This window comes from Variovorax sp. 278MFTsu5.1 (genome assembly GCF_048305045.1).
GTDB lineage: Bacteria > Pseudomonadota > Gammaproteobacteria > Burkholderiales > Burkholderiaceae_C > Variovorax > Variovorax guangxiensis.
Map to the genome: position 1 here is coordinate 4876762 of NZ_CP157622.1, position 26335 is coordinate 4903096.

At 69.2% G+C, this 26335-nt stretch carries 22 protein-coding genes; 16 read left to right on the plus strand and 6 right to left on the minus strand.

What is annotated here, in order from left to right; all coding sequences use genetic code 11:
• Positions 1 to 120: 120 nt before the first annotated feature.
• The 8 genes from ABL844_RS22660 (at position 121) to ABL844_RS22695 (ending at position 9393) form a co-directional block, all read left to right on the plus strand.
• Positions 121 to 960, plus strand: coding sequence for an IclR family transcriptional regulator (locus ABL844_RS22660; RefSeq protein WP_184641626.1), 840 nt, complete (start codon positions 121 to 123; stop codon positions 958 to 960).
• 25 nt (positions 961 to 985) lie between these two features.
• Positions 986 to 1969, plus strand: coding sequence for an AAA family ATPase (locus tag ABL844_RS22665; RefSeq protein ID WP_418117274.1), 984 nt, complete (start codon positions 986 to 988; stop codon positions 1967 to 1969).
• Positions 1966 to 3702, plus strand: coding sequence for a cobaltochelatase CobT-related protein (locus ABL844_RS22670; RefSeq protein WP_418129001.1), 1737 nt, complete (start codon positions 1966 to 1968; stop codon positions 3700 to 3702). The genes ABL844_RS22665 and ABL844_RS22670 overlap by 4 nt, the downstream gene beginning before the upstream one ends.
• A 118-nt stretch (positions 3703 to 3820) precedes the next feature.
• Positions 3821 to 4630 carry an IclR family transcriptional regulator gene (locus ABL844_RS22675; protein ID WP_418129002.1) on the plus strand — a complete coding sequence of 270 codons (810 nt, stop codon included), beginning with the start codon at positions 3821 to 3823 and terminating at the stop codon, positions 4628 to 4630.
• Positions 4627 to 5625: a tripartite tricarboxylate transporter substrate binding protein gene (locus ABL844_RS22680; protein WP_418129003.1), complete on the plus strand. Its 999-nt coding sequence runs from the start codon at positions 4627 to 4629 to the stop codon at positions 5623 to 5625. Before ABL844_RS22675 ends, ABL844_RS22680 begins: the two co-directional genes overlap by 4 nt.
• A gap of 14 nt (positions 5626 to 5639) precedes the next feature.
• Positions 5640 to 7079 (plus strand): acylating sulfoacetaldehyde dehydrogenase, encoded by a 1440-nt coding sequence (sauS, locus tag ABL844_RS22685; RefSeq protein WP_418129004.1) that lies wholly within the window; start codon positions 5640 to 5642, stop codon positions 7077 to 7079.
• 2 nt (positions 7080 to 7081) lie between these two features.
• A complete protein-coding gene (locus tag ABL844_RS22690) occupies positions 7082 to 8599 on the plus strand; it encodes an AMP-binding protein (protein ID WP_418129005.1) in 1518 nt (505 codons plus the stop codon).
• Entirely contained in the window at positions 8596 to 9393 is a 798-nt protein-coding gene (locus tag ABL844_RS22695; RefSeq protein ID WP_418129006.1) for a sulfite exporter TauE/SafE family protein, read from the plus strand. The genes ABL844_RS22690 and ABL844_RS22695 overlap by 4 nt, the downstream gene beginning before the upstream one ends.
• Positions 9394 to 9406: 13 nt before the next feature.
• On the opposite strand, the gene ABL844_RS22700 is transcribed toward ABL844_RS22695, so the two are convergent.
• Both ABL844_RS22700 and ABL844_RS22705 read right to left on the minus strand, forming a co-directional pair.
• The gene (locus ABL844_RS22700) at positions 9407 to 10621 is read right to left on the minus strand and encodes a DUF2252 domain-containing protein (protein ID WP_418129008.1); all 1215 of its coding nucleotides are present in this window, start codon (positions 10619 to 10621) and stop codon (positions 9407 to 9409) included.
• 101 nt (positions 10622 to 10722) lie between these two features.
• On the minus strand, positions 10723 to 11544 hold the full coding sequence (locus ABL844_RS22705) for an IclR family transcriptional regulator (protein WP_418129009.1): 822 nt from the start codon (positions 11542 to 11544) through the stop codon (positions 10723 to 10725).
• A 347-nt stretch (positions 11545 to 11891) separates the two neighbouring features.
• Between ABL844_RS22705 and ABL844_RS22710 the strand changes: the two genes are divergently transcribed.
• The 3 genes from ABL844_RS22710 to ABL844_RS22720 all read left to right on the plus strand — a co-directional run bounded on the left by ABL844_RS22710 (position 11892) and on the right by ABL844_RS22720 (position 16693).
• Positions 11892 to 13529, plus strand: a complete 1638-nt coding sequence (locus tag ABL844_RS22710) for a methyl-accepting chemotaxis protein (protein WP_418129011.1) — start codon at positions 11892 to 11894, stop codon at positions 13527 to 13529.
• 144 nt (positions 13530 to 13673) lie between these two features.
• Complete coding sequence (locus ABL844_RS22715; RefSeq protein WP_418129012.1) at positions 13674 to 15314, plus strand: GMC family oxidoreductase; 1641 nt, start codon at positions 13674 to 13676, stop codon at positions 15312 to 15314.
• 65 nt (positions 15315 to 15379) lie between these two features.
• Positions 15380 to 16693 (plus strand): MFS transporter, encoded by a 1314-nt coding sequence (locus tag ABL844_RS22720; protein ID WP_418129013.1) that lies wholly within the window; start codon positions 15380 to 15382, stop codon positions 16691 to 16693.
• Between the two features lie 16 nt (positions 16694 to 16709).
• On the opposite strand, the gene ABL844_RS22725 is transcribed toward ABL844_RS22720, so the two are convergent.
• Positions 16710 to 17174 carry a helix-turn-helix transcriptional regulator gene (locus tag ABL844_RS22725; protein WP_184641617.1) on the minus strand — a complete coding sequence of 155 codons (465 nt, stop codon included), beginning with the start codon at positions 17172 to 17174 and terminating at the stop codon, positions 16710 to 16712.
• A gap of 146 nt (positions 17175 to 17320) precedes the next feature.
• Between ABL844_RS22725 and ABL844_RS22730 the strand changes: the two genes are divergently transcribed.
• The 3 genes from ABL844_RS22730 (at position 17321) to ABL844_RS22740 (ending at position 19106) form a co-directional block, all read left to right on the plus strand.
• Positions 17321 to 18382 carry a class I SAM-dependent methyltransferase gene (locus ABL844_RS22730; RefSeq protein ID WP_184641616.1) on the plus strand — a complete coding sequence of 354 codons (1062 nt, stop codon included), beginning with the start codon at positions 17321 to 17323 and terminating at the stop codon, positions 18380 to 18382.
• A 22-nt stretch (positions 18383 to 18404) separates the two neighbouring features.
• On the plus strand, positions 18405 to 18629 hold the full coding sequence (locus ABL844_RS22735; protein WP_126024469.1) for a DUF1059 domain-containing protein: 225 nt from the start codon (positions 18405 to 18407) through the stop codon (positions 18627 to 18629).
• Between the two features lie 105 nt (positions 18630 to 18734).
• Positions 18735 to 19106 carry a hypothetical protein gene (locus ABL844_RS22740; protein ID WP_126024468.1) on the plus strand — a complete coding sequence of 124 codons (372 nt, stop codon included), beginning with the start codon at positions 18735 to 18737 and terminating at the stop codon, positions 19104 to 19106.
• On the opposite strand, the gene ABL844_RS22745 is transcribed toward ABL844_RS22740, so the two are convergent.
• Both ABL844_RS22745 and ABL844_RS22750 read right to left on the minus strand, forming a co-directional pair.
• Positions 19069 to 20295: an MFS transporter gene (locus ABL844_RS22745; RefSeq protein ID WP_418129015.1), complete on the minus strand. Its 1227-nt coding sequence runs from the start codon at positions 20293 to 20295 to the stop codon at positions 19069 to 19071. The two genes, ABL844_RS22740 and ABL844_RS22745, sit on opposite strands and share 38 nt — an antisense overlap.
• Positions 20296 to 20507: 212 nt before the next feature.
• Complete coding sequence (locus ABL844_RS22750; RefSeq protein ID WP_418129017.1) at positions 20508 to 21173, minus strand: O-methyltransferase; 666 nt, start codon at positions 21171 to 21173, stop codon at positions 20508 to 20510.
• A gap of 82 nt (positions 21174 to 21255) precedes the next feature.
• On the opposite strand from ABL844_RS22750, the gene ABL844_RS22755 reads away from it, so the two are divergent.
• Positions 21256 to 21924 (plus strand): TetR family transcriptional regulator, encoded by a 669-nt coding sequence (locus ABL844_RS22755; RefSeq protein WP_418121854.1) that lies wholly within the window; start codon positions 21256 to 21258, stop codon positions 21922 to 21924.
• A 321-nt stretch (positions 21925 to 22245) separates the two neighbouring features.
• Positions 22246 to 25281 carry an autotransporter outer membrane beta-barrel domain-containing protein gene (locus tag ABL844_RS22760; RefSeq protein ID WP_418129018.1) on the plus strand — a complete coding sequence of 1012 codons (3036 nt, stop codon included), beginning with the start codon at positions 22246 to 22248 and terminating at the stop codon, positions 25279 to 25281.
• Positions 25282 to 25302: 21 nt separating this feature from the next.
• Here the strand turns inward: ABL844_RS22760 and ABL844_RS22765 are convergent, their stop codons facing one another.
• The gene (locus ABL844_RS22765; RefSeq protein ID WP_418129019.1) at positions 25303 to 26307 is read right to left on the minus strand and encodes an alpha/beta fold hydrolase; all 1005 of its coding nucleotides are present in this window, start codon (positions 26305 to 26307) and stop codon (positions 25303 to 25305) included.
• Between the last annotated feature and the right edge of the window lie 28 nt (positions 26308 to 26335).

Here is a 26335-nt window from a genome sequence, read left to right on the forward strand (position 1 = left end):
TCTAAAAGTCGGAACTTCTTGTTCCGGAATTCATTCCGGCGGAATATAGGACGGCATCGGCACCGCGTCAAACAATTTACAAAAATCGGAACGTCTTGTCTCTTTTTTTGTAAAACACCTATGATTCGCGCCATGAAGATCGTCAAAGGGCTTTCCGTGGACGCCGCCGAACCGGCCGGCTCGGGTGGTGACTCGCCCACCATGCGCCTGTTCGCGCTGCTCGAAGTCATGGCCGCGAAAGACCAGCGCTATTCGCTGCAGGGCCTGGTGGAAGAAACCGGCCTGCCCAAACCGACCTTGCACCGCATGCTGCAGCAGCTGGAAGGAGCGGGGCTGCTGCAGCGCGAAGGCGACGGCCGGCACTACGGCATCGGCACGCGGCTGCGGCGGCTGGCCGAGAACCTGCTGCTCAACGACAGCCTGCACGGCGCGCGCCACACGGTACTGCGCCAGCTGGTGGAAGAGATCGGCGAGAGCTGCAACCTCACCGCGCTCTCGGGCAGCGAGGTCGTGTACCTCGACCGCGTGGAGACCGCCGCGCCGCTGCGCTTCTACCTGCACTCGGGTTCGCGCGTGCCTGTGCACTGCTCGGCCAGCGGCAAGATCTTTCTCTCGCAGATGAGCGCGGCGCAGCGCCGCCGGCTGCTGTCTCATGCGCCGCTCGAAACCTACACGCCCCGCACGCTGACCGATCCCGAGGCGCTGGAAAAGGAAGTACAGCGCGTACGCAAGGACGGCTACGCCATCGACCACGAGGAGTTCCTGCCCGGCCTGCTGTGCATCGCCACGCCGGTGCCCTCGGGCGACGACGCCCCCTCCAACCTCTGCATCGCGGTGCAGGCGCCGGTGATGCGGCTCGACGCGGCCAAGGCGAAGACGCTGCTGCCCGCATTGCAGCGTGCCGCTCAGGCACTGAGCCGAATCGACGCCGACGCGGCCTCCGACCGCGCGCAAGCCTGAAGAACCCCATTTCGCTGGAACCGCCATGACCGACACCGCCGACCTTCGACCCGACCGGATGCTCAGCGTACGCGAGGTGTTCGGCATCGACTCCGACCTGCGCGTGCCTGCATTCAGCGAGCGCGATGACCATGTGCCCGAGGTCGACGCGGTCTACCGCTTCAACACCGACGTGACGCTCGCCATCCTTGCGGGCTTCATGCGCGACCGGCGCGTGATGGTGCAGGGCCTGCACGGCACCGGCAAGTCGACCCACATCGAGCAGGTGGCGGCGCGGCTGAACTGGCCCTGCGTGCGCCTGAACCTCGACGGCCACATCAGCCGGCTCGACCTCGTGGGAAAAGACGCGGTGGTGCTGCGCGAAGGCAAGCAGGTCACCGAGTTCCAGCAAGGCATCGTGCCCTGGGCGCTGCAGCGGCCGGTGGCGCTGATCTTCGACGAGTACGACGCGGGCCGGCCCGACGTGATGTTCGTCATCCAGCGCATCCTGGAGCGCGACGGCAAGTTCACGCTGATGGACCAGAACCGGGTGCTGCGCCCGCATCCCTTCTTCCGCCTCTTCGCCACCGCCAACACCGTGGGCCTGGGCAACCTCAATGGCCTCTACCACGGCGCGCAGCGGCTCAACCACGCGCAGATCGACCGCTGGAACATCGTGGCCTCGCTCGACTACCTGCCGGCCGCGGAAGAGATCGCCATCGTGCAGGCGCGCGTGCCTTCGCTGGCCGACGAGGCGGGCACGAAGCTGGTCGCATCGATGGTGGCCGTGGCCGACCTCACGCGAAAGGGCTTCGCGGCCGGCGACCTCTCGACGCTGATGTCGCCGCGCACCGTCATCACCTGGGCCGAGAACATCGAGATATTCAAGGACCCGGCGCTGGCCTTCCGCCTTTCCTTCGTCAACAAGTGCGACGACGCCGAACGCCCGCTGGTGGCCGAGTACTTCCAGCGCTGCTTCGACCGCGAACTGAAGGAATCGCACCAGCTCTCGGCGGGCCCGCGCGAATGACCGCCGGCCCCGCGAGCGCGATGCAGCGCCGCGTGCGGCAGGAAGAACTCGTCGCCGAGCTCTGCGCGGGTGTGGTGCGCGCATTCAGCGGCGAGCGCGACCTGCACTTTCGCGGACGGCGCCTGCACCGCGGCCGCATGGCGCTGCCCTGGTTCGCGCCGCACCTGCATCCCTCGCCCGACACCGACGATTTCGCGTCCTTCCGTGGCGTGGCCGACGGGCTCGCGCTGCGGCTCACCGCATCGGATGCGGCGCTGCACCAGAGCCTGCGCCCCGAAGAGCCGGTGGAGCGCATGCTGTTCGAGATGCTGGAGCAGTTCCGCGCCGAGGCGATGGCGCCAGAGGTCATGGTGGGCATGCGGCACAACCTGCGGCACCGGCACGAGCAGTGGTCGCTCGCCTTTCATCACTCCGGGCTGACCGACACCGCGCGCGGCCTGCTGCTGTATGCCGTGGCGCAGATCTGCCGTGCGCGTGTCAACGGCGAACAGGTCGTCAAGGAAACCGAGGACATGCTCGAAGCCACGCGCTTCGCGCTCGCACCGCTGATCGGCCACGCGCTGGCCGGCCTGCGCAAGGACCGTGCCGACCAGGCGGCCTATGCGGTGCATGCCCGCGCCATCGCGCGCATCGTTGCCGCGATGCTGCACGAGGCCGGCGACGGAGACAGCGAAGCCGCGCGCGATGCCCACGTGGACGACAAGCGCAGCGTTTTCTCGCTGGTGGCCGACATGGACCAGGAGATCGTCGAGCGCTTCGCCACCGCCGAGTCGGGCCGCAGCGAGGTGCTCGAAGGCGCGGGCGGTGCCTACCGCGTCTTCACCGACGCCTACGACCGCGAACACGATGCCGCCACGCTCGCACGCAAAGAAGTGCTCGCAGGCCATCGCGAGAAGCTCGACCGCCGCATTGCCGCGCAGGGCGTGAACATCGCCCGCCTCGCGCGCGAGCTGCGCGCACTGCTAGCCGAGCCCGAACGCGACGGTTGGGACGGTGCGCAGGAGGAAGGCCTCGTCGATGGCCGCCGCCTCGCGCAGCTCGTGGCCTCGCCCACCGAGCGCCGCCTGTTCCGCACCGAGCGCATGGAGCCGCTGGCCGATTGCATCGTCACCTTCCTCATCGACTGCTCGGGTTCGATGAAGGAGCACGCCGAACCGGTAGCGATGATGGTCGACGTGTTCGCGCGAGCACTCGAACAGGCTGGCGTGGCCTGCGAGGTGCTGGGCTTCACCACCGGCGCGTGGAACGGTGGACGCCCGCAGCGCGAATGGGTGCGCGCGGGCAGGCCGCCGCATCCGGGGCGGCTCAACGAGCGCTGCCACATCGTCTTCAAGGACGCGGCCACGCCATGGCGACGCGCGCGCCCCGCGATGGCGGCGCTGCTCAAGGCGGACCTGTTCCGCGAAGGCATCGACGGCGAGGCGGTCGACTGGGCCTGCATGCGGCTGCGCCAGCGTGGCGAGGCGCGCAAGCTGCTGATGGCGATCTCCGATGGCTCGCCGATGGACAGCGCCACGCACCTCGCCAACGACGCGCACTACCTCGACCACCACCTGCGCGACGTGGTCGCGCGCCAGGAACAGCGCGGCGACATCGAGATCGCCGGCATCGGCGTGGGCCTCGACCTGAGCCCCTGCTACAGCCGCAGCCATGTGCTCGATCTGGCGAACCCGAGCGGCAACACCATTTTCCGCGAGGTGATCGGGCTCATGGCGGGACGCCATCGCCGCTGAGGCATTTAGAACTACATCCAAGTCCCTGATTGACAAGGGGCACCAGGCGTTCTTACATTGCGTTTCACATCCGAGAACGCTGTTCCAATATTTGGAACAACAAGAGAAGCCAAGCCTCATGGACTCCACGCTTGCCAAGGGCCTCGCCGCCATCGAATGGATGGTGCGCCAGCAGCGCGACTGCCGCGTCACCGAACTGGCGCAGGCATTCGGCATGGCGCGCAGCAACGCGCACCGCACGCTGCAGACGCTGGTCGAATGCGGCTGGGCCGTGCAGGACCCGGGCACGAGCACCTACCGGCCCAGCCTCAGGCTCTTCGAACTCGGGGCGATGGTTTCCGAGGCATCCGACATCGGGTCGCTGCTGCGCCCTCATCTCGCGCAGCTCGCGCAGGCCACGGGCGAGACCATCCACCTCGCGGTGCTCGACGGCGCGGAGATCGTCTACCTCGACAAGTTCGACAGCCCCCTGCCGGTGGCCGCCTACTCGCGCATCGGCGGTCGCGCGGCGGCGTACTGCGTGGCTTCGGGCAAGGCGCTGCTCGCCGCGGCAGGCCTGAGCGTGCCGGCGCTGCAGGAGTGCCTGGGCACGCTGGAGCCGCACACGAAGAACAGCATCACCGAATTCGGCACCCTTTTCAACGAACTGGAACGCTCCCGCGCCCGCGGTTATGCAGAAAACCGCGAGGAATGGCGCATCGGCGTTTGCGGCCTCGGCGTGCCCGTGCTCAATGCACGCGGCGAGGCCGTGGCGGCCGTCGGCATGAGCGTGCCCTCGATCCGCTTCGCGCGCACGCAGGCGCGCGGGCTGGCCGATCACCTGATGGCCTGCGCGCGCGATGCCAGCGTCACGCTGGGCTATCGCGTGGGCGCCGCACCGGCCGGGCCGTCGCCGATGTCCATCACAAAGAGAAGGAGACCCGAATGAAGTTGTTCTTCGCCCCCTGGCATCGCGCCGGGATGCTGGCTCTCGCCGCGCTCGCTGCCGTCGCCTCGCCCCTTGCCGCGCAGGCGGACAACGCCAGCGACTACCCCAACAAGCCGATCCGCCTCGTCGTGCCCTACCCGCCCGGCGGCGGCACCGACGTGATCGCGCGCATCGTGCAGGAGCGCTTCTCGGCGTTGCTGGGCCAGCAGGTGCTCATCGACAACCGCGGCGGCGCGGCGGGCTCCATCGGTACCGAGCTGGTGGCCAAGTCGCCGCCGGACGGCTACACGGTGCTGTTCACGCTCTCGTCACACACCATCAACCCGGCCATCTACGCGAAGCTGAGCTTCGACACCGCGAAGGACTTCGCACCCGTGGGCATGGTCGCCTCGCTGCCGCAGATCCTGGTGGCCAACACGCAGTTTCCGGCGAACACGGTGGCGGAACTGGTCGCGCTGGCCAAGGCCAAGCCCGACAGCATCTCCTTCGCATCGGTGGGCAACGGCTCGCCAGGCCACTTGGCCGGCGAGCTCCTGAAGCTGCGCACCGGCACGCAGATGACGCACGTGCCGTACCGCGGCGGCGGCCCGGCCGTGACCGACGTGATGGGCGGGCAGGTGCCGCTGCTGTGGGTGTCGATTCCGGCGGCCGCGCAGTTCGTGAAGGCCGGCAAGCTCAAGGCGCTCGCGGTATCGACCACCAGGCGCAGCGCGGCCTTTCCCGACGTGCCGACGATGCAGGAGGCCGGCATCGCCGACTTCGACGTCGACTCCTGGTACGCCGTGTTCGTGCCCGCGAAGACGCCCAAGCCCGCCATCGACAGGCTCAACCGCGTGATCAACACCGTCGTCAAGGAACCCGAGATTCGCGACAAGCTGCTCGCACAGGGCAGCGAAGGCGTGGGCGGCACGCCGGAGCAACTGGGCAAGGTCGTGACCGCCGAACTCGTGCGCTGGCAGAAGCTCGCCAGGGAAGCAAACATCAAGGTGGATTGATCCACGCAGGCCCCATGGAACACCCGAACACCCCCTCTTCCCCCATCGCCGAATTGGTGGCGCGCGCCCGCGCCGCGCAGCGCATCTACGAGACCTGGTCGCAGGCGCAGGTCGACACCGCCGTGGTAGCGGCGGGCTGGGCCATCGTCGAGCCGGCACGCAACCGCGAGCTGGCCGAGCTGGCCGTGGCCGACACCGGCGTGGGCAACGTCGAGGACAAGGTGCGCAAGAACCACCGCAAGACCTTCGGCCTGCTGCGCGACCTGCACGGCGCACGCTCGGTGGGCGTGATCGCCGAAGACCCGGCGCGCGGCATCGTCGAGATCGCGCGGCCCGTGGGCGTGGTGTGCGCCATCACGCCATCGACCAACCCGGGCGCGACGCCGGCCAACAAGATCATCAATGCGCTCAAAGGGCGCAACGCGGTCATCGTCGCGCCTTCGCCCAAGGGCTGGTCGACGGCGGCGCGGCTCATCGAGTTCATCCACGCGCAGTTCGACCGCATCGGCGCACCGCGCGACCTGGTGCAGCTGCTGCCCGCGCCGGTCAACAAGCAGTCGACCGCCGAGCTGATGCGGCTGTGCGACCTGGTGGTGGCCACCGGCTCGCAGGCCAACGTGCGCGCGGCGTACGCGAGCGGCACGCCGGCCTTCGGCGTGGGCGCGGGCAACGTGGCGGGCATCGTCGACGAAACGGCGGACGTAGAGGCCGCAGCCGATCGCATCGTGCGCTCCAAGACCTTCGACAACGCGACCAGCTGCTCGTCGGAGAACAGCCTCGTCGTCGTCGACGCGGTGCGTGCGAAGATGCTCTCGGCCCTGAAGGACCGCGGCGCCGTCATGCTCGCCGACGCGCAGAAGGCCGCGCTGCAGAAGCTGATGTGGCCCGAGGGCAAGCTCTCGGCCGCCGTCATCGGGCAGTCGGCACGCGTCATCGCCGAGCGCGCGGCCGAGGTCGATGGCGCCAACCGCGCGGCGTGGCAGGCGATTGCCGAGGCCGATCCGCGCATCCTCATGGTGGCCGAGGACGGCGTGGGCCACGACCATCCGTTCTCCGGCGAAAAGCTGAGCCCGGTGCTCGCGGTGTACGCCGCGCGCGACTTCGACGAGGCCGCCGCCACCGTGGCGCGCATCTATTCGTACGAAGGCGCCGGCCACTCCGTGGGCCTTCACAGCGCGATGCCCGAGCGCGCACTCTCGCTAGGCCTCACGTTGCCGGTCTCGCGCGTCATCGTCGACCAGGCGCACTGCATCGCCACCGGCGGCAGCTTCGACAACGGGCTGCCCTTCTCGCTCTCGATGGGCTGCGGCACCTGGGGCAGGAACAACTTCTCGGACAACATGAACTACCGGCACTACCTGAACATCACGCGCGTGTCGCGGCCGATTCCCGAGGTGGTGCCGAGCGAGGAAGACATCTTCGGCGCCTTCTTCGCCAGCCACGGCGCGAAGTGAACATGACGGCGGCCGCGACCACGGTGCATGCGCTGATCGAGCGCCAGGCACGAGAGCAGCCGCACGCGGTCTACGCGCGCGCCACCGAATCGGAACAGCACATCGCCTACGGCGAACTCGCGCGCGAATGCCGCCGCGTCTCGGCCGTGCTGCGCGGGCTCGGCATGCAGCCGGGAGACACGGTCTCGGTCGTCATGCCCAACGGCCTGCAGACACTGAGGCTGCTGCTGGGCGCGATGCACGGCGGCTTCCGCGTGAACCCGGTCAACCTGCTGTCGCAGCCTGAGCAGATGCACTACGTGCTCTCGCATTCCGACTGCCGCTTGGTCTGCGTCGCGCCCGAGTGGGAATCGCGAGTGCGCGGCATCGTCGAAGCCTTCGACCGGCCGGTGGAGCTGATCGTGGTCGACCCCGAGGGCGACGCGCTGCCCGGCGAGGAAGAAGCCGCCGCGGACGTGCCGCCGCCCTCGCCCGACGCGGTTGCGCTGCTGATGTACACCTCGGGCACAACCGGCAACCCCAAGGGCGTGATGCTCACGCAGCGCAACCTCGCCGCCAATGCGCACGCCATCAGCGAGGAGCACGGTCTGCGACCGTCCGACCGCGTGCTGGCGGTACTACCGCTGTATCACATCAACGCCTTCACCGTGACCATGCTCGCGCCGCTGGCGCACGGCGGCAGCCTCGCGATGCCGCCGAAGTTCTCGGCCGGCCGCTTCTGGGAACAGGCCACGCAGACGCAGTGCAGCTGGATCAACGTGGTGCCCACCATGATCTCGTACCTGCTCGAAGGCCCGAAGCCGCCGCTCGCGCAGACGCTGTCGATCCGCTTCTGCCGCTCGGCCTCGGCCGCACTGCCGCCGGAGCACCTGCGCGCCTTCGAGCAGATGTTCGGCATCGGCATCGTCGAGACCATGGGGCTCACCGAGACGGCAGCGCCCTCTTTCTCGAACCCCATGGACCCTGCCGCGCGCAAGCTCGGCTCGGTCGGCCGCGCCTCGGGCTGTATGGCCGGCGTGGTCGACGCGCAGCTCGCGGCCGTGCCCGACGGCACCACCGGCGAACTCGTCATTCGCGGGCCGAACGTGATGCTCGGTTACTACAAGAACGAGGAAGCCACGCGCGCAAGCTTCACGCCCGACGGCTGGCTGCGTACCGGCGACCTCGGCCACCGCGACGAGGACGGCTTCTTCTTCGTTACCGGCCGCATCAAGGAACTCATCATCAAGGGCGGCGAGAACATCGCGCCCCGTGAGATCGATGAGGCCCTGCTGAAGCACCCCGCCGTGCTCGAGGCCGCCTCGGTGGGCGTGCCCGACCGCCACTACGGCCAGGAGATCGGCGTGTGCATCGTGCTGCGCGAAGGCTGCGCCTGCACAGAAGAACAACTGCGCGAGTTCGCCGCCACCGCGCTCGGCCGCTACAAATCGCCCGGCCACTACCGCTTCGTACAGGACCTGCCGCGAGGCCCCTCCGGAAAGGTGCAGCGACTGAAGCTGATGCCGCTCTTCGAGGCATGACGGCTGCCGAACTGCTGGTGCCGCCGCTGGCGCCAGCAACGCTTGCCTACAGCCTCTGCGTGGTGTTCGCGGCCGGCATCGTGCGCGGCTTCGCGGGCTTCGGCTTCTCGGCCATCACCGTGGCGGGCATGTCACTGGTGATCTCACCCGCGCTCGTGGTGCCCGCGATCTTCATGCTGGAGATCCTCGCCAGCCTGAGCCAGCTGCGCGGCATCGCGCGCGACGTCGACCTGGCATGGCTGGGCTGGCTGATGCTCGGCAACCTGATCTGCATTCCGCTCGGCGTGGCGCTGCTCGCGTGGTTGCCCGAGACGCCGCTGCGCCTGCTGATCGGCATTCTTCTGATGGCCGCCGCCCTGTTGCTGCGCAGCGGCGCGCATGTCGCGCTGGAGCCCACGCGCGGTCTGCGACTGGCCGCCGGGCTGGCCTCGGGCTTCATCAACGGCGTGGCGGCCATCGGCGGCATCGCGGTCGCGGTGTTGCTGAGCACCGCGAAGATGGCCCCCGCCGCGCTGCGCGCCACGCTGATCGCGCTGCTGCTCTTCAGCGACGTGGTGTCGCTCATCAGCGCTGCGCTGATGCCCTCGTCGGCGCACGCATCGGGCAACCTGCTGGGGCCGGACACGCTCAAGTGGGCGCTGTGGCTGGCGCCTGCGATGCTGGCGGGCATCTGGTGGGGGCAGCGCTCTTTCAAGGGTGTGTCGCCGGAGCAGTTCAGGCGGCTGGTGTTGAATCTGCTGATCGGGCTGGCGGCGATGAGCGTGGTGCGGTCGGTGGCCGGGCTGGTGTGGTGAAGACTGTCGGCAGTCAGGCCGGCGGCGCCATCACCCCCGCGTCATACGCCTCGCAATAGAGCTCCCAATCCTCCACCACCTGCGCCGCACACTCATGCGCCGCATCCAGCAAGTCCCCGCGCCATGACTTCGCCGACGCGCCGAAGTCGATCAGCGCATCGGCGATGGCCGAGCCCTGGCGGCCCGAGCTGCGCAGTTGCGCCCAGGCCATGAGCTGGCCCATCTCGGCGATCACGCCGCGGATGTCGGCGAGGCGCGCGCGGTTCACGTCGAGCATCACGCGGTCTTCGCTGGGTTGGAGGCCGCGCAGCACGTACGAAGACTTGCGGCCGACGATGGGATGCAGGAAGGCCATCGACACGGCCTGCATGCGGCGCTGCAGGCCGACCACGCGGTGCGCCTCCGAAGGCCATTCGGGCTGCTTCGTCTTCTTCAGGTGCGGCACGAGCGACGACGGTAGCGCCTGCTTCAGGTCGAGCAGGAAGTTGGCGTCGGGCGAGCCCTTGCCTTCGATCAGCACGATGTAGCGCTCCACGCCGAGGCTGCCGGTGCCGGCGATGCGGCGGGCCACGTCGAGCACCTTGAAGAAGCCGGGGTTGGGCTGCGAGGCGGCGAAGTTGTCGATGAGCCTGGTGACCCGCTCGCGCTGCGCCTCGGTGGCCTGCAGCGCGTGCTTGCCGTCGCAGCGGATGGAGCGCCTGCGGCCCTTGCGGTCGCTGCGCCGGTCGAGGAACGCGGGGCGGGTGCGTGCCTTGAGGGTGTCGAGCAGGTCCCTGACGAGACCGCCTGCGGTGTCGCGCTCGATCCAGCGGGCCTTGCCCAGCACGAGCGCGCCGGCATAGGCATCGAGGAAGGTCCTGCACAGGGCATCTGCATCGGCGGTGCTCTTGCACGGGCCCTCGCCCGCCACCAGGATGCTGGAGAGGAAGCGCGCCAGCTCCCACGTCACCGGCGCGAGCGCGGCTTCGTCGAAGTCGTTGAGGTCGAAGTAGACGAGCCGGTTGTCGCCCTTGTAGCTGCCGAAGTTCTCCAGGTGCGCGTCGCCGCACAGCCATGCATTGGGGGCCTTGGAAAAGAGCGGGCCGGCCGGCAGGCGGTCGTAGAACAGGTGGCAGGTGCCGCGCAGGAAGACGAAGGGGCTGGAGCGCAGGTTGGCGTATTTCATCGCCAATCGTTCCGGATCGCGCCCGGCGTTGAAGCTGCGGATGGTCTTGGCGGCGTTGGGCATGCGTTTCGTCTTTCTTCCTCTTGCGCGGGTCGCGAGCGGCGGATTCTGTGGCCGCTCGCCCACTCGAAGCTGACGAAGCTGCGAGGCTGAAGAGGCCGAAGTCAGAGCAGCCCGGCCATCTTCTGCGCCGCCGCCTTCAGCGCATCGATGCGCCCGATCGCGTCGTCCATCGACATGCGCGCCGTGGGCGCATGCACGGCCAGCGCAGCGCGCACCGCGCCGGCCGCATCGCGCACCGGCACGGCCACCGCCACGAGGCCGGCGATGAATTCCTCGCGGTCGCAGGAGTAGCCCTGCTTCGCGATCGCCTCGCACTCGGCGCGCAGCGCGGCTGCCTTGACGATGGTGTTGGGCGTCATGCGCTCCAGCGGCAGTCCGTCGATGAACACATCGCGCTCCTTTGCCTGCATCTGCGCCAGGAAGAGCTTGCCGCTGGCCGTGCAGTGCAGCGGCACGTGCGAGCCCACGTCGAGCGTCAGGCGCAGCGGCCATTGCGCCTCGACGCGGTCCAGGTAGAGCACCTGCGCGCCGTCGAGGGTGGTGAGGTTGCAGGTCTCGCCGACCTGGCGCACCAGGGCCGACAGCACCTCGTGCCGCAGCCCGCGCACCACGCCGTGGTTGAGCGTGTCGAAGGCCAGCCGGCGCAGCGCGGGGCCGACGGTGAAGGAGCGCTCGTCCACATCGCGCGCCAGGAAGCCGGTTGCCAGCAGCTGCGTGCAGATGCGGTGCGCCGTGCCCTTGGGCAGGCCGAGCTGCGCGGCCAGCTCGGCCAGCGTGAGCGCGCGGCCCTCGCTGGCGAGCAGCGCCAGCAGGCGCAGGCTGCGCTCGGCGGAGGAACCGGAGACGCCGGCGGACTCCGCGTCGTCCTGGAGGGGCGCTGCGGCGGGAATCACTGCGGCGGATGCGCGCGCGGAACGTGGCATGCGGATAAACCTTGTGAAGAAAAGAAGTCGGTCCGGAAAGGTATGGCCATGGACGCAGCCTGGCCACGGCGATTGTTCCACTGCCCGGCCCCGCTATCTCCAGGCCCCATTCAGCGCATGCAGTGCGGCAAAGGCAGGCGCATTCGGCTGGGCTCCCAAAAGAATGTCCGGGAATTTTTTCGTAAACAAATTCGATGAATTTGTGATCAAAAAAAAGGCCGCGCATGGCCTCAAGAACCTGAAATCCCGACCGAAAAGAAAAGCACGGAATTCGCGCCGATTGAAGAGCGCCCAATTCCGACGGCGCTTATTGCGATTCAGCTTTTTCCTACCCTGACACCGGACCCATGAAAAATATCTCGACCCGGAAACTGCTCGCCGGGACTTTCACGATCCTCGCGCTGCTGGTGCTGCTTGTGAGCCTGCTGGCACTGCGTTCGCTGAATGCGGCCGACCACCGGTTCTCCAGCTACGTCGCCGGCATCGCGCACCGCAAGGCGCTGACGGCCGAGATCGGCATCGCCGCCAGCCGGAGGGCCATCGGCGTGCGCGAAATGGTGCTCGTGCAATCGGCGGCGGAGCGCGATCGGGCCAAGGCGATGGCGGTCGACAGCAACGAGAAGCTGCAATCCGTACTGAAGCAACTCAAGAAGGCGCTCGACACGGAAAGCGATGTGACGCAGCGCGAACGGGCCATCTTCGAAAAGATGGAAAAGACCGAAAGGGAATACCTGCCCATTGCCCTTTCCATCGTCGAACTCGCCGCCGCCGGAAAACGCGAGGAGGCGATCGAAAGAATGAATACTGCGTGCAGGCCGTTGCTCCTGCAGCTGCTGCTCGCCTCGGTCGAATACGCGGACTACAACGCGGAAATATCGCAAAAGGATGTCGAGGCTTCCGCGGCGGCCTATTCAAGGCAGCTGACGCTGCTGCTCGCGCTGAGCTGCTTCGCGGTGCTGGCGGCGGTGGCGCTCGGCGTCTTCATTGCGCGCCGTCTCTTCTCGGCGCTGGGCGGCGAGCCAGCCATGCTCAGCGTGGCGGCCCACAGGGTCGCCGACGGCGACCTGAGCGAGATCGACGGCGCGCACGAGGCGCCGCAGGGTAGCGTGCTGGCATCCATGGTCGCCATGCGGCGCCAGCTGGTCGCGCTGATCGGGCAGGTCCGCTCCTGCGCCGACAGCATCGCCGTCGCGAGCGCGGAGATCGCCCAGGGCAACAACGACCTTTCCCGCCGGACGGAGGCCGAGGCCTCTTCCCTTCAGGAAACCGCGGCCTCCATGGAAGAACTCAACGCCGCCGTCAGGCGCAACGCCGCCAGCGCGACCGAAGCCAACAGGCTCGCCCACGGCGCGAGCAACGTGGCGATGCGCGGTGGCGAAGTCGTGGTGCAGGTCGTGGAGACGATGAAGAGCATCAACGACGGCAGCAAGCGGATCGCGGACATCATCGGCGTGATCGACGGCATCGCGTTCCAGACCAACATCCTTGCGCTGAACGCCGCCGTGGAGGCCGCGCGCGCGGGCGAGAAGGGCCGGGGCTTCGCGGTGGTCGCCTCCGAAGTGCGCAGCCTCGCGGGACGCTCGGCCGACGCCGCGAAGGAGATCAAGGCGCTGATCGGCGCGAGCGTCGATCGCGTCGAGGCCGGCTCGGCGCTGGTCGACCGCGCGGGGGCCACCATGGCGGAAGTGGTCGACTCCATCAGGCGGGTCGCGAACATCGTCGGCGAGATCAGCACGGCCAGCTCCGCGCAAAGCGCCGGTGTCGCGCAGGTCAACGCAGCCGTGACGCAGCTGGACCAGGCCACGCAGCAGAACGCGGCGCTGGTCGAACAGAGCGCGGCCGCGGCGCAGAGCATGAACATCCAGGTCGGGCAGCTGATGCAGGCGGTCTCGGCCTTCCGGGTCGGCAAGGCGCGCCCTGACGCCGTTGCCGAGCGCGCCGCCGAGCCGGTGCTTCGGCTCTCGGCGGATAGCGCACTGGCTTAGGAATCGGAAGGCCCGCCCCGCAGCCACCCGGCTTGGCATGCGGGTAAACGTTAAAAACGGAACATTGCGTTCCGAAAATCAATGACCTAGGATCGGTTCGAACAAGGGCGCTCGCCCTTCCAGAACCTCCCCCGGGACCATTGCATGCCTGAAGAAGAGTTCGACTACATCGTCGTCGGCGCGGGTTCCGCCGGCTGCGTGCTGGCCGGCCGGCTCAGCGAAGACCCGGCCACGCGGGTGCTGCTGCTCGAAGCCGGCCCGGCGGACCGGTCGCTGTGGATCCACCTGCCCATCGGCTACGGCAAGACGATGTGGAGCCCCACCTACAACTGGCGCTTCGAGACCGACCCTGACCCGAACATGAACGGCCGGCGCATCTACTGGCCGCGCGGCAAGACCCTGGGCGGCTCCAGCTCGATCAACGGCCTGATCTACATCCGCGGCCAGCGCGAGGACTACGACCACTGGGCCGCGCTGGGCAACGCCGGCTGGGGCTACGACGAGGTGCTGCCCTATTTCATCAGGTCGGAAGGCAACCAGCGCGGCGGCGACGCCTTCCATGGTGGCGAGGGGCCGCTGAAGGTTTCGGACATCGCGGCGAAGCACGAACTCATCGAAGCCTTCATCGACGGCGCCGTGCAGACCGGCGTGCCGCGCACCGACGACTTCAACGGCGCCGCACAGGAAGGCGCCGGCTACTACCAGCTCACCACGCACAAGGGCTGGCGCTGCAGCACGGCCAAGGCCTACCTGACACCGGCGGTGAAGCGGCGGCCCAACCTGCGCATCGAGACCGAGGCGATGGCCGGGCGGCTGCTGTTCGACGGCAGGCGCGCCACGGGCATCGCCTACCGCCAGCGCGGCGAACTGAAGACCGCACGCTGCCGTGGCGAGGTGCTGCTGTCGGCCGGCTCGCTGCAGTCGCCGCAGCTGCTGCAGCTCTCGGGCATCGGGCCGCGCGCGCTGCTCGATCGCTTCGGCATTCCGGTGGTGCAAGAGCTGCCCGGCGTCGGCGAGAACCTGCAGGACCACCTGCAGATCCGCCTGGGCTACGAATGCACCAAGCCCGTCACCACCAACGACCAGCTCAACTCCTGGTTCGGACAGATGGGCATGGGCCTCGAATGGCTGCTGCACCGCACCGGCCCGCTGGCGGTGGGCATCAACCAGGGCGGCTGCTTCATGCGCGCACTGACGGATGCCGAGGGCCGGCCGGTGGCGGCCACACCCGACATCCAGTTCCACGTGGCCACGCTCTCGGCCGACATGGCGGGTGGCAAGGTGCATCCGTACTCGGGCTTCACGATGTCGGTGTGCCAGTTGCGGCCCGAGTCGCGCGGCCACGTGCGCATCCGCTCGCTCGACGCGGCCGAGCCCCCCGAGATGCAGCCCAACTACCTTTCGACCGAACTCGACCGCGCGACCACCGTGGCCGGCGTGAAGGCCGCGCGCGCCATCGCCGAATCGCCCGCGATGCGCCCCTACGTCAAGCGCGAGGTGAAGCCCGGCCCCGGCGCGGCGAGCGACGCCGACCTGCTGGAGTTCTGCCGCAACAACGGCGCCACCATCTTCCACCCCACCGGCACCTGCCGCATGGGCGCCGATGCGCTCGCGGTGGTCGACGCGCGCCTGCGCGTGCACGGCGTGGCGGGGCTGCGCGTGATCGACTGCTCGGCGATGCCGACGCTGGTGTCGGGCAACACCAACGCGCCCGCCGTGATGATGGCCGAGAAGGCCGTCGACCTGATCAGAGAGGACGCGAGAGCGGCAGCCGCCGCGCAGTGAGTTCCCGCATCGAACGAACCCCACGGTCCGCAGAGACCGCCACGACAACCTCATCGGAGACAGACATGAGCGCAAGCGACGAGAAAGCGATTCGCAGGGTGGTGGTTTCGGCCCTGGTGGGCGCCACCATCGAGTGGTACGACTTCTTCCTGTACGGCGTGGTGGCCGGCATCGTGTTCAACAAGCTCTACTTCCCGGGCAGCGACCCGGTGGTGTCGACCCTGCTGGCCTACACGACCTTCGCGGTGGGCTTCGTCACACGGCCGCTGGGCGGCGTGATCTTCGGCCACTTCGGCGACAAGATCGGCCGCAAGAGCATGCTCATCATCACGCTGATGATCATGGGCGTGGCCACCTTCCTCATCGGCCTGGTGCCCACCTACGCGCAGATCGGCATCGCGGCGCCGCTCTTGCTGTTGCTGCTGCGCGTGGCGCAGGGCATCGGGCTGGGTGGCGAATGGGGCGGCGCGGTGCTCATGGCCTACGAGTACGCGCCGAAGGAGAAGCGCGGCTTCTACGCCTCGCTGCCGCAGATCGGGCTGGCCATCGGCCTGTGCATGGCCTCGGGCGTGGTGGCGCTGCTGTCGTGGCTGCTGACCGACGAGCAGTTCCTCTCGTGGGGCTGGCGCATCGCCTTCCTGATCTCGGGCGCGATGGTGATGGTGGGCATGTACATCCGCCTGCACGTGAAGGAAACGCCGGAGTTCGCGGCCGTGAAGGCGCGCAACGCCGAGCTGCGCATTCCCTTCATGGACATGCTGCGCCGCTATCCCGGCAACGTGTTGAAGGGCATGGGCGCGCGCTACATCGACGGCGTGTTCTTCAACATCTTCGGCGTGTTCTCCATCAACTACCTCACGAGCACCATCAAGATCAACCGCACCGAGGCGCTGCTGGGCGTGATGGCCGCGGCGGTGGTGATGTGCTTCGCCATTCCCTTCTTCGGCCGCATGTCCGACCGGCTGGGGCGCCCGCGCGTGTACATGTGGGGTTCGCTCATCACGGCCGTGTCGGCGTTCCCGGGCTTCTGGCTCATGACGCACAGCGGCGGCAACGTGCTGCTGGTGTGGCTGTCGATCATCATTCCCTTCGGCATCCTTTACGCCTCGGTGTACGGACCGGAGGCCGCCCTCTTCTGCGACCTGTTCGACGCGAAGGTGCGCTACACGGGCATCAGCTTCGTCTACCAGTTCTCGGGCATCTTCGCCTCGGGCATCACGCCGATCATCGCGACGGCGCTGCTGAAGTCGGGCGGCGGCGAGCCATGGCAGATCTGCCTGTACGTGCTGTTCGCGGGCGTGGTGTCGGCGGTGTGCGCGTGGATGATCGGGCGCGGCGTCTCACCTGCAGATGCACCGGCGGCGGTGGCCTCGCGCTGAGGGCCACGCAAACCTTTCAGAGCGCGCTGCCTATGCCGAGCGCGCGCATCACGGCCGCGGTGCGCGTCTCCACGCCCAGCTTCACGTACACGTGCTCCAGGTGCTTGTGCACCGTGCGGGGGCTGATCTGGAGCAGGGCGGCGATCTCGGCGTCGGTCTTGCCGCGCGCCAGCCAGTGCATGACCTCGCCTTCGCGCGGCGTGAGGGCCGGAGTGCGCTTTGGCGGCGAGACGGCGCGCGCGGATACATCCGCGCAGGTCAGCCGGTACAGCAACGCCACCGCGACCACATGCTCCAGCCCCGCGCGGCGATAGTGCTCGGCCTGCATCGATGCGCGGCGGAACTCTCGCCGGCCCGGTGCCTTCGCGGCGTTGCGCCGGATTGCATGCACGCCGTGATGCCGCACGGGCGACTGCCCGGATTCCAGCTGTTCCAGCAGGCGGAGTGCGCTCGCGCAGTCGCCGCGCGTGAGATGCGTCATGGCATGCCCCTTTCTTCGTGCATACGCATTGCTGCGTATGGCGCCCGTACGCATCGGGATGGAGGATCGCCCTTCGTCCCTCTGCCGCGAGCCCAGTATAGGCAGGCAAGGGACGCGCGAGCCGTCCGCCGGCGAAGGGGAAACACATGGCTATCGACGAAACAAGGCTTAACGCGTTCATGGGTAACTTCGTCCATGACATCGGCGCCGTGATGCACGCCGCAACCATCGTCGTGGGCGACCAGCTCGGCCTGTACAAGGAAATGGCGAAAGGACCGGGCACCGTGGAAGAGCTGGCCAAACGCACCGAGACCGATCCGCGCTACCTGCGCGAGTGGCTCTCGGCACAGGCCGCCAGCGGCTATGTGGAGTACGACCCGAAGAGCGAGCGCTTCTCGCTCACCGAAGAGCAGGCCTTCGCGCTCGCCGAGGAAGGCAGCCCGGCCTTCGTGCCCGGCGCGTTCCAGATCGCCGTGGCGCAGTTCAAGGCCGTACCCAAGATGGTCCAGGCCATGCGCACCGGCCTGGGCATCGGCTGGCACGAGCACGACCCCGCCCTCTTCCACGGCACCGAGCGCTTCTTCAGGCCGGGCTATGCGGCCAACCTGGTGAGCCAGTGGATACCGGCGCTCGAAGGCGTTTGCGCCGCGCTCGAGCGCGGCGCGCGCGTGGCCGACGTTGGCTGCGGACACGGCGCCTCCACGCTGCTGATGGCACAGGCCTACCCCGAGTCGAGCTTCGTCGGCTTCGACTACCACGCCCCCTCGATCGAGCGTGCGCGCGAGACGGCGCGCAAGGCCGGCATCGACGATCCGAAGCGCCTGAGCTTCGAGGTCGCGAGCGCGAAGGACTTCCCGGGCAAGGACTACGACCTCGTCGCTTTCTTCGACTGCCTGCACGACATGGGCGACCCGGTGGGCGCGGCGGCGCACGTGCGCGGCAGCCTGAAGCCGCAGGGCACATGGATGCTGGTGGAGCCCTTCGCCAACGACCGGCTGGAAGACAACATGAACCCGGTGGGGCGCGTGTTCTATTCGGCCTCGAACTTCATCTGCACGCCCGCCTCGCGCTCGCAGGAAGTGGGACTGTGCCTTGGCGCGCAGGCCGGCGAGGCGCGGCTTCGCGACGTGGCTTCCAAGGGCGGCTTCGCGCATTTCCGCCGCGCCAGCGAGACGCCCTTCAACCTGATCTTCGAAGCACGTCCGTGAGGACATCCAAGGAGCTGCCGCCATGTCACGCCAATACATCGACTGCCGCGAGTACCCGAGCACCATGAACTGCAGCGTCGCGCTCAGCGCCGACAGCGAGAGCGAGCTGCTCGATGCCGCCGTGCAGCACGCCGTGACCGTTCACGGCCACACCGACACGCCCGAACTGCGCAAGCAGCTCGCGAGCATGTTTAAGACCGGCACGCCGCCGCTGCAGGCACCTGCCGCGCAGAAGTTGCCCGCCTGACAGCTGAGCCGGCCGCGGCGGTCGCTGCGCCTCCGGCCGGTCCCTGACTCTTGGCTGACCGATGGCCGGCTGGCCACCGGGTATCGCCGCATCTACACTGCGGCCATGAAGAGAACAGGGGAAGCACAGCGCTGCCTGCAGCCCGTGGTGGAGCTGCGGAAGGAAGTTTCGTCCTACGCCTACTCCGTTCGCGCGCCCCGCTCCAGGGGCGTGATACCTCCCAGCTCGTACCGCAACGGCGGCTTTGCCACGCTGGCCGAATGCCTCGGCGACGTGGCGCGCGCAATGGGCGGCGACTTCTCGCGCATCTACGTGCGGCTCGAGGGCTTGTGCGTCGGCGAGCGCGACATCGTGGAGTTGCGCCGCGACCCCGAGAGGGTCGCCGTCGAACTGAAGGCCGGACTCGAGGCCGAACTGAAGGCGAAGGCCGCCTTCGAGGTCAGGGCCGAGAGCGTGTCCGAGCCCGGCGAAGGCTGATCGCGATAACCAGCCCCATCGCCGCGGCGCCGCAGCCGGCCAGGAACACGCCGCCGTACCCAGCCCTGTCCGCGAGCAGCCCGGCCAGCGGGCCCGTCAGCCCGTAGGCGACGTCCTGGAAGGCGGAGAACCCGCCCAGCGCCGTGCCGCGCAGATGAGGCTGCACCAGATGCACGACCTCTCGCCCCATGGACGGAAAGATCATCGAGCAGCCGAGCCCCGTGAGGAACGCGCCGACAAGGGCAACCACAGGATCGGAAGCGCTCCAGATCAGCGCCTGCCCCACCGTCTCGACCGCAAGCGAGCTGATGGCCACGGGCAGTCCGCCCACGCGGTCCGGCAGGTGGCCGAAGAGCACGCGCACCAGCACGAAGCCGCCGCCAAAGGCCGTCAGGCCCAGCCCGGCGTAGCGCCAGTGCTGGTCGAGGAAATGCAGCGTGAAGAACGCGCCGATCGCCGCGAAGCCGATGCCCTGCAGGCACACGATGGTGCCGTGCGGCCAGACCTGGCCGATCACGCGCCAGAACGGCGGCCGCTCGGCGCCCGGATGCGCGGGCACGCCGGCCATGCGCCAGATCGCGAGCATGCCGAGGCAGGGCAGGATCACGCCGACGCTCATCACGCCGGCGTATCCGAAGCGCTGCTGCAGCGCGAGGCCGATCGGCCCGCCGACCGCCAGCGCGCCGTAGATGGCGGCGCCCACCAGCGCCAGCACCTTGCCCGAGCGCACCGGGCCGACGAGCCCGATGCCCCAGCCGATGATGCCGACGCCGACCAGGCTTTCGCCGAGGCCGACCAGCAGCCGGCCCGCCAGCAGGACGAGGTAGGCCGTCCAGGGCGACTGCACCAGCAGGCCAGCGACCAGCGAGACCAGTGCGCCGCTCACGTAGAAGACCAGCCCGCGCGACACCGCGGCCTTGGCCCCGGCGCGGTCGGACTGCGTGCCGGCATGGGCCCGGCTCAGCACGGTGGCGAGAAAGGCGATGCCGACGCCGAGCCCGGCCCACACGTTGCCCAGCCCGAGCTGCCCCGTCACGAAGATCGGAACGACGGGCAGGGACATGCCGACGCAGAGATAGGAAATGAAGAGGATGACCGTCAGCAGCAGCAGGCGGCCCTGCGCGGGGTCGCGCGTCGATGATGGTGGCGATGACGATGAAGTCGTGGCCCGTGTCGATGGAGAAGTCATGGTGTCGTCCAGGTTCGTGGTGTTCTCCCGGCCGACCGGAGCGCGCATGCGAACGCACCCCGACCGGCAAGGGTCGTGGAGTGCGTTGGTTGACGTCAGACGCTTACGGCCAGTGCGACTGGCACTGCGAACACCGTGGCGTCCGCGTTGGAGTGGTGGCGGTAGTCAGCCGGGCTGCTCGATGCCGCTCGACAGACGAAGGCCGGCCGGTTTCATGCGAGCCGCATCGACAGTTCGACGTCATCGCCGAAGGGCGTGGACATGTAGCCCGAGGCGGGCGAGCGCACATGCGCGAGGTACTCGGGGCAGTAGTCGGCGTTGTCGGCGACGACGAATGCGCCGGGCCTCAGGCGACTTTCGACCAGCGCGAGGATCTCCGGGTAAAGGGCCTTGGCGCCGTCGAGCAGCAGCAGGTCGATCGACTCGGGCAAGTCGGCTGCGAGAGTGCGCAGCGCGTCGCCCTCGCGAATCTCGACCAGGTCGGCGAGGCCGCCAGCCTCGAGGTTGCGGCGGGCGCGCGCCACCTTGGAGGGCTCGAACTCTGTGGTAACGACGCGGCCGCCGCCGTTGTCGCGCAGGGCGGCGGCGAGGTGCAGCGTCGAGATGCCGAAGGAAGTGCCGAACTCGACGATGTTCCGCGCGCCGCCGCTGCGCGCCAGCATGTAGAGCAGCAGGCCGGTCTCGCGCGAGACGGGCAGCGGAACGTCCTTGAGCCGCGCGTAGAGATCGATGTAACCGGTCTTGCTGCGCATCAGCTTCGAGCGCTCTTCGTCGGACAGGCCGGCGATCGCCGCGCTCATCGCGGGCGATGCCTCGGCGGCCTCGGCGAACAGGCGCTCCAGCAGGGGCGCCAGTGGTTTGTTGGTGAGGGTTGTCACGGGGTTCTTCGTGTCGGAGTGAAGGTTGGCCAATAATATGAAGGAACATTCACATTTCCTATTCGCGTTGCGAACCCCGCCCATGGCCGACCGTCAGAACCCGCCGATCTCCTCCCGAAGAAAGCCCAAGCAGGCCCGCTCCAACGACCTCGTCGCGGCCATCCTCGAGGCAGCCCTTCAGGTTCTGGAGAAGGAAGGCGCGCAGCGCTTCACCACCACGCGCGTGGCCGAGAGGGCCGGCGTCAGCGTCGGGTCGGTGTATCAGTACTTCCCCAACAAGGCGTCGATCCTCTTCCGGCTGCAAAGCGACGAGTGGAAGCAGACGAGCGACATGCTCTGCGGCATCCTCGAAGACGCGCAGCGCCCGCCGCTGGAGCGGCTGCGCATGCTGGTGCACGCCTTCGTGCGGTCGGAGTGCGAGGAAGCCGGAATGCGCGTGGCGCTCAACGACGCCGCCCCGCTCTACCGCGACGCGCCCGAGGCGCACGAGGCACGCGCCGCCGGCGACCGCATCATGCAGGCCTTCATGCGCGAGGCCTTGCCCGACGCCGGCGAAGCCACGCGGGCGCTGGCGGCCGACCTGATCACGACCACGTTCAGCTCGGTGGGCAAGCAGTTCTCGGAGAGTCCGCGCACCGACGCGGAGATCAAGATCTATTCGGACGCCATGGCCGACATGTTTTGCGCCTACCTCCAGAGCCTCGGGCACGGCCAGCAAAAGAAGCGCCCTCGCCGACCGGCAGGCCTCTAGCCCTCGCCCCTTTGTCTTTGTATTTCGCGCGAAACACTGCTTACCTCTTGATGCAGTTCAGGGTATGCCTGCGCCACACGGCGTCACGCCCGTAGCGCGCTGAGCCTCAACCGGCGGTGCAGGCGCGCACTGCCCGCACCCGCCTCGGCAGCCATCGGCCCCCGCCTGGGTACCCGCTTCCGGGCATATCGCCCGCCGCAACGCGTACTTACATTTTTGGCTTGCAAATCGAAAACGACGGCATGTGCAGGCGGAGGACAGACTCGCGCCCGCACGCGGGAGCCTGCCCGTTCAGGCGACGAACGAACAAGTTGGGAAGCCATGAACAAGGTTTTTCGGACCCTCTGGAATCAAGCCCGCGGCACCTGGGTCGCCACACCCGAGACCTCGCGCGGCCATGCGCGATCGGCGCAACAGCCGGCCGAGGCGATGGCCATTGCCTTCGCGCTCGCCCCTGCCTTCGCGGCGCTGCTGCTGGGTGCCGGCCCGGCGCTGGCGGCGGGCGGCGCGGGCGGCCAGCCCGCCAACGACACCTCGCTGCACGCCGGCTCGGGCGGTGCCGACGGCAGTGGCGGCAGCGGCGGGCTCAACGACACCACGGTGAATGCGAACGGCGGCGCGGGCGGATCGTCGACCGACGCGGGTCCGACGGCCGGCTCCGCAGCCAACATCGGCTCCTTCGCCGGCGCCACCGCCGGCACGGGCGGCGCGGCGGGCGCGGGCAGCAACGTCGTCAGCCCCGGCGTGCTGCAGGGCGACAACGGCGCGGCCGGCCAGTCGCAGACCGGCGACTTCAGCAACGGAAACGGCTACGGCGGCGGCGGCGGCGGCGGCTTCCAGGGCGCGTCCATCGGCAGTGGCGTCACCACCTCTTCCGACAGCTACACGGGCGGCGCTGGCGGCGCGGGCGGCAACGGCTACTGGGCGGCCGGTGGAGGCGGTGCGGGAGGCTACGGCTCCATCCTCATCGGGCCGACCGGCAACTACACCGCCACCGGCAGCTCGACCGGCGGCGCCGGCGGCAAGGGCGGCGACGCCTTCTCGCAAGCCGGTGGCGGCGGCAGCGGCGGCGCCGGCTTCTTCCTGAATGCGACGACCTCGGGCATCGTCTTCACCAACAACGGCGTCGTCGCCGGCAGCGGCATCACGCTGGCGGGCAGCGCGGTCTCGGTGACCAACACGGGGGCGGTCAGCGGCGGCGCCGGTGGCGCGGGGGGGGCCGGTGGCGGCGGCGCGGGCGGAACCGGCTCACCGGGCGCCGGCGGCGATGGCGGCATCGGCCTACGGGCGACGGGCGCCAGCACGACGATCACCAACAGCGGCTCCATCACCGGCGGCAACGGCGGCGTCGGCGGCGCCAGCAGCAACGGGGGCGCGAGCGGCGCCAACGGCGCGGGCGGAGTGGGCGTGTCGGGCGCCAACCTCGGCATCGTGCACAGCGGCAGCATTACCGGCGGCATGGGCGGCGACGGCGTCACCCGCGCGGCGGCCGTGGAGTTCACCGGCGGCAGCAACAGCCTGACGCTGAACGCCGGCGCGGCGCTGACGGGCGCCGTGGCCATCGACGGCGGCGCCACCGCCAGCATCGTCGCGGGCGCCGATGGCCTGAGCCTGAGCAGCCCGCTGCTGCTGGGCGGCACCGGCACCATCGACACCAACGGGCACGACATGGGCTGGTCGGGCCCCGTCTCCGGAACCGCCGGCCTGGTGAAGAGCGGCGCGGGCACGCTGACGCTGTCGGGCGCCAACGTCTACACCGGCGCCACCAACGTCAACGCCGGCACCCTGCGCGCCGGAGCGGCCAATGCGCTCAGCAACGCGAGCGCATTCACGGTCGCGTCGGGCGCCACGCTGGACCTCGCCGGCCAGAGCCAGACCATCGCGTCGATGGCCAATGGCGGCACCGTCTCGCTGGTCGGCTCCGCGCCGGGCACCACGCTCACCGTGACCGGCCCGTGGGTCGGCAACGGCGGCACCTTGCGCCTGGGCACCGCGCTGGGCGACAGCAGCAGCGCGAGCGACCGGCTGGTGCTCAGCGGCGCGACCGCCATCGCCAGCGGCACGACCAACGTGCAGATCACCAACCTCGGCGGACTCGGCGCGCTGACCACCGGCAATGGCATCGAGGTCGTCAGCGCGATCAACGGCGCCACCACCACCGCGCAGACCACGAAGAACGCCTTTGCGCTCGCGGGCGGCCACGTCGATGCCGGCGCCTACGAGTACCGGCTGTACGCCGCCGATGCGAGCGGCGCGGGCGAGAACTGGTACCTGCGCTCCAGCGCCGTGGTCACGCCTCCCGCCAACGGCGGCGGAGGCGGAAGCACCGGCGGCACCGGTAGCGGCGGCAGCACCGGCGGGGGCGTGAGCGTGCCCACCTACCGCACCGAAGTGCCGCTGTACGCCGCGCTGCCCGAGCAGTTCCGCCAGGCCAACCTGTCGATGCTCGGCAGCATGCGCCAGCGCTTCGGCGACGACGGCCCGCCCGGCAGCAACGACGCCGGCCCGGCCATGCAGGACCGGAGCTACCGCCAGGTCTGGGCCCGCATCGTCAGCACCGACCGCACCATCAGTCAGGGCGGCACCGTGAACCCCACCAGCAAGGGACGCCTCACCGGCTTCCAGGCCGGCACCGATCTCTGGGCCGACGCCCACTGGCGCGCCGGCGTCTACCTCGGCGAACTCAACGGCGACATGCGCGTGAACGGCTTCGCGCGCGGCATCGTCAACTACGCGGCCGGCTCCAACGACCTGCGCAGCCAGTACCTGGGCGCCTACGCCACCTGGAAGAACGACAGCGGCCTGTACGTCGACGGCGTGCTGCAGGCCGGGCGCCATCACTACACGGCATCGCCCGCGCTGAGCTATTCCAGCTCCGGCAAGGGCAGCAGCCTGCTGGCCTCCATCGAGGTCGGCCAGTCCTTCGCCATCGCGCCGGGCTGGACCATCGAGCCGCAGCTGCAACTGGTGCACCAGCGCATCAGCCTGGACGACGGCGGCATCGCCGCCGCGCTGGTGCAGCAGCACAGCCACAGCGGCTGGATGGCGCGCGCCGGCGTGCGGGTGAAGGGGGAGATCGCCACCTCCGCCGGCCTGCTGCAGCCCTATGTGCGCTTCAACGTCTACCGCAACGGCAGCGGCACCGACACCGCCCGCTTCATCGGACCCGCGGCCTACACCGACATCGCCACGCGCACCGGCGGCACCAGCACCGAACTGGCGGCGGGCGCCACGCTGCAGCTCACGCAGAACGCGAGCCTGTACGCGGAGCTGGGCAAGCTCTGGGCCTCGGGCGGCGGCGTGCGCACGAAGAGCAGCGGCATCGAGGGCAGCGTGGGCGTGAAGTTCCGCTGGTAATGCACGGACGCGGCGGCGCGCTCAACGCCGCCCGCCGCCGTCCTCGCGAACCATCTCGACGACCGACAGCACCGCCTCGATCACCGCCTCCGGGTCGTCGAACTGGATGTCGTGGCTGGAGTTCGGCAGCGACAGGTGCCTGCCGCGCGAAGACCACTCCGCTTCTTCCATGTGGAGCTGCTGCCAGATGGCCAGCACCTCGCGGCCCTGTGCGGGCGTGATCTTCATTCCCCGGAGCTCGGCCTCGGTGTACGGCGCCATCGCGGTGAGCACCACCAGCGCACGCCTGCCCAGGTCGCGGAAGGCGCCCGCCTCGGCGAGCATGGCATCGGTCGCGTCGCTCTCCGCCATCTGCGTGACCATCGACTTCGGCGCGTAGGCCCGGACCGCCCGCGCATCGCGCTCGCTCTGGTTCGGCGCACGGGGCAGCAGCCTCGGGGCCGCCGCCCTCAGCAGGCCGGTCCACGCGAGCGACACCGCGACGCGCGAACGCAGCGAGCGGGTTTCCGTCATGTAGGCCGCGACGCGCGCCACCTGGTCTGGATGCGACGGGTCCACCAGAACCAGCCCCGCCACCTCGTCGCCGAAGTACCGCGTGAAGGTCGTGGCGAACAGTCCACCCAGCGACTGCCCGACCAGCACGAAAGGCCCGCGCTCTCCCGCTCGCGCCAGAGCCTCGTGAAGATCGCTTGCCACCTGCTTCGCGCTGATCGGCGCACCCGATGGGTCGCTCCACATCAGCCCCGCGCGGCTGTAGGCGCATGCCCGCGTGCGCGCCGCGATGGCCGGCTGCACCGCCGACCAGCTCAGCGAGCCATCGACGCTGAGCCCGGCCTCGAACACGACCGTGGGCGAACCGGAGCCCCGGCAGTCGAGCTGGATACGGCGCCCGCCGCCGACATCGACCATCTTTCCCGGCGCGGGGAAGTCCCGCTGCGCCCGGTAGCGGCCGACCTGCTCGTACACCACGCCCGCGAGGACGGCCAGCGCGAGAAGTGCCGTGCTCCAGAAGACGATGCGCATCATCACCAAGGAAGATCTGTTCGACGAAGGC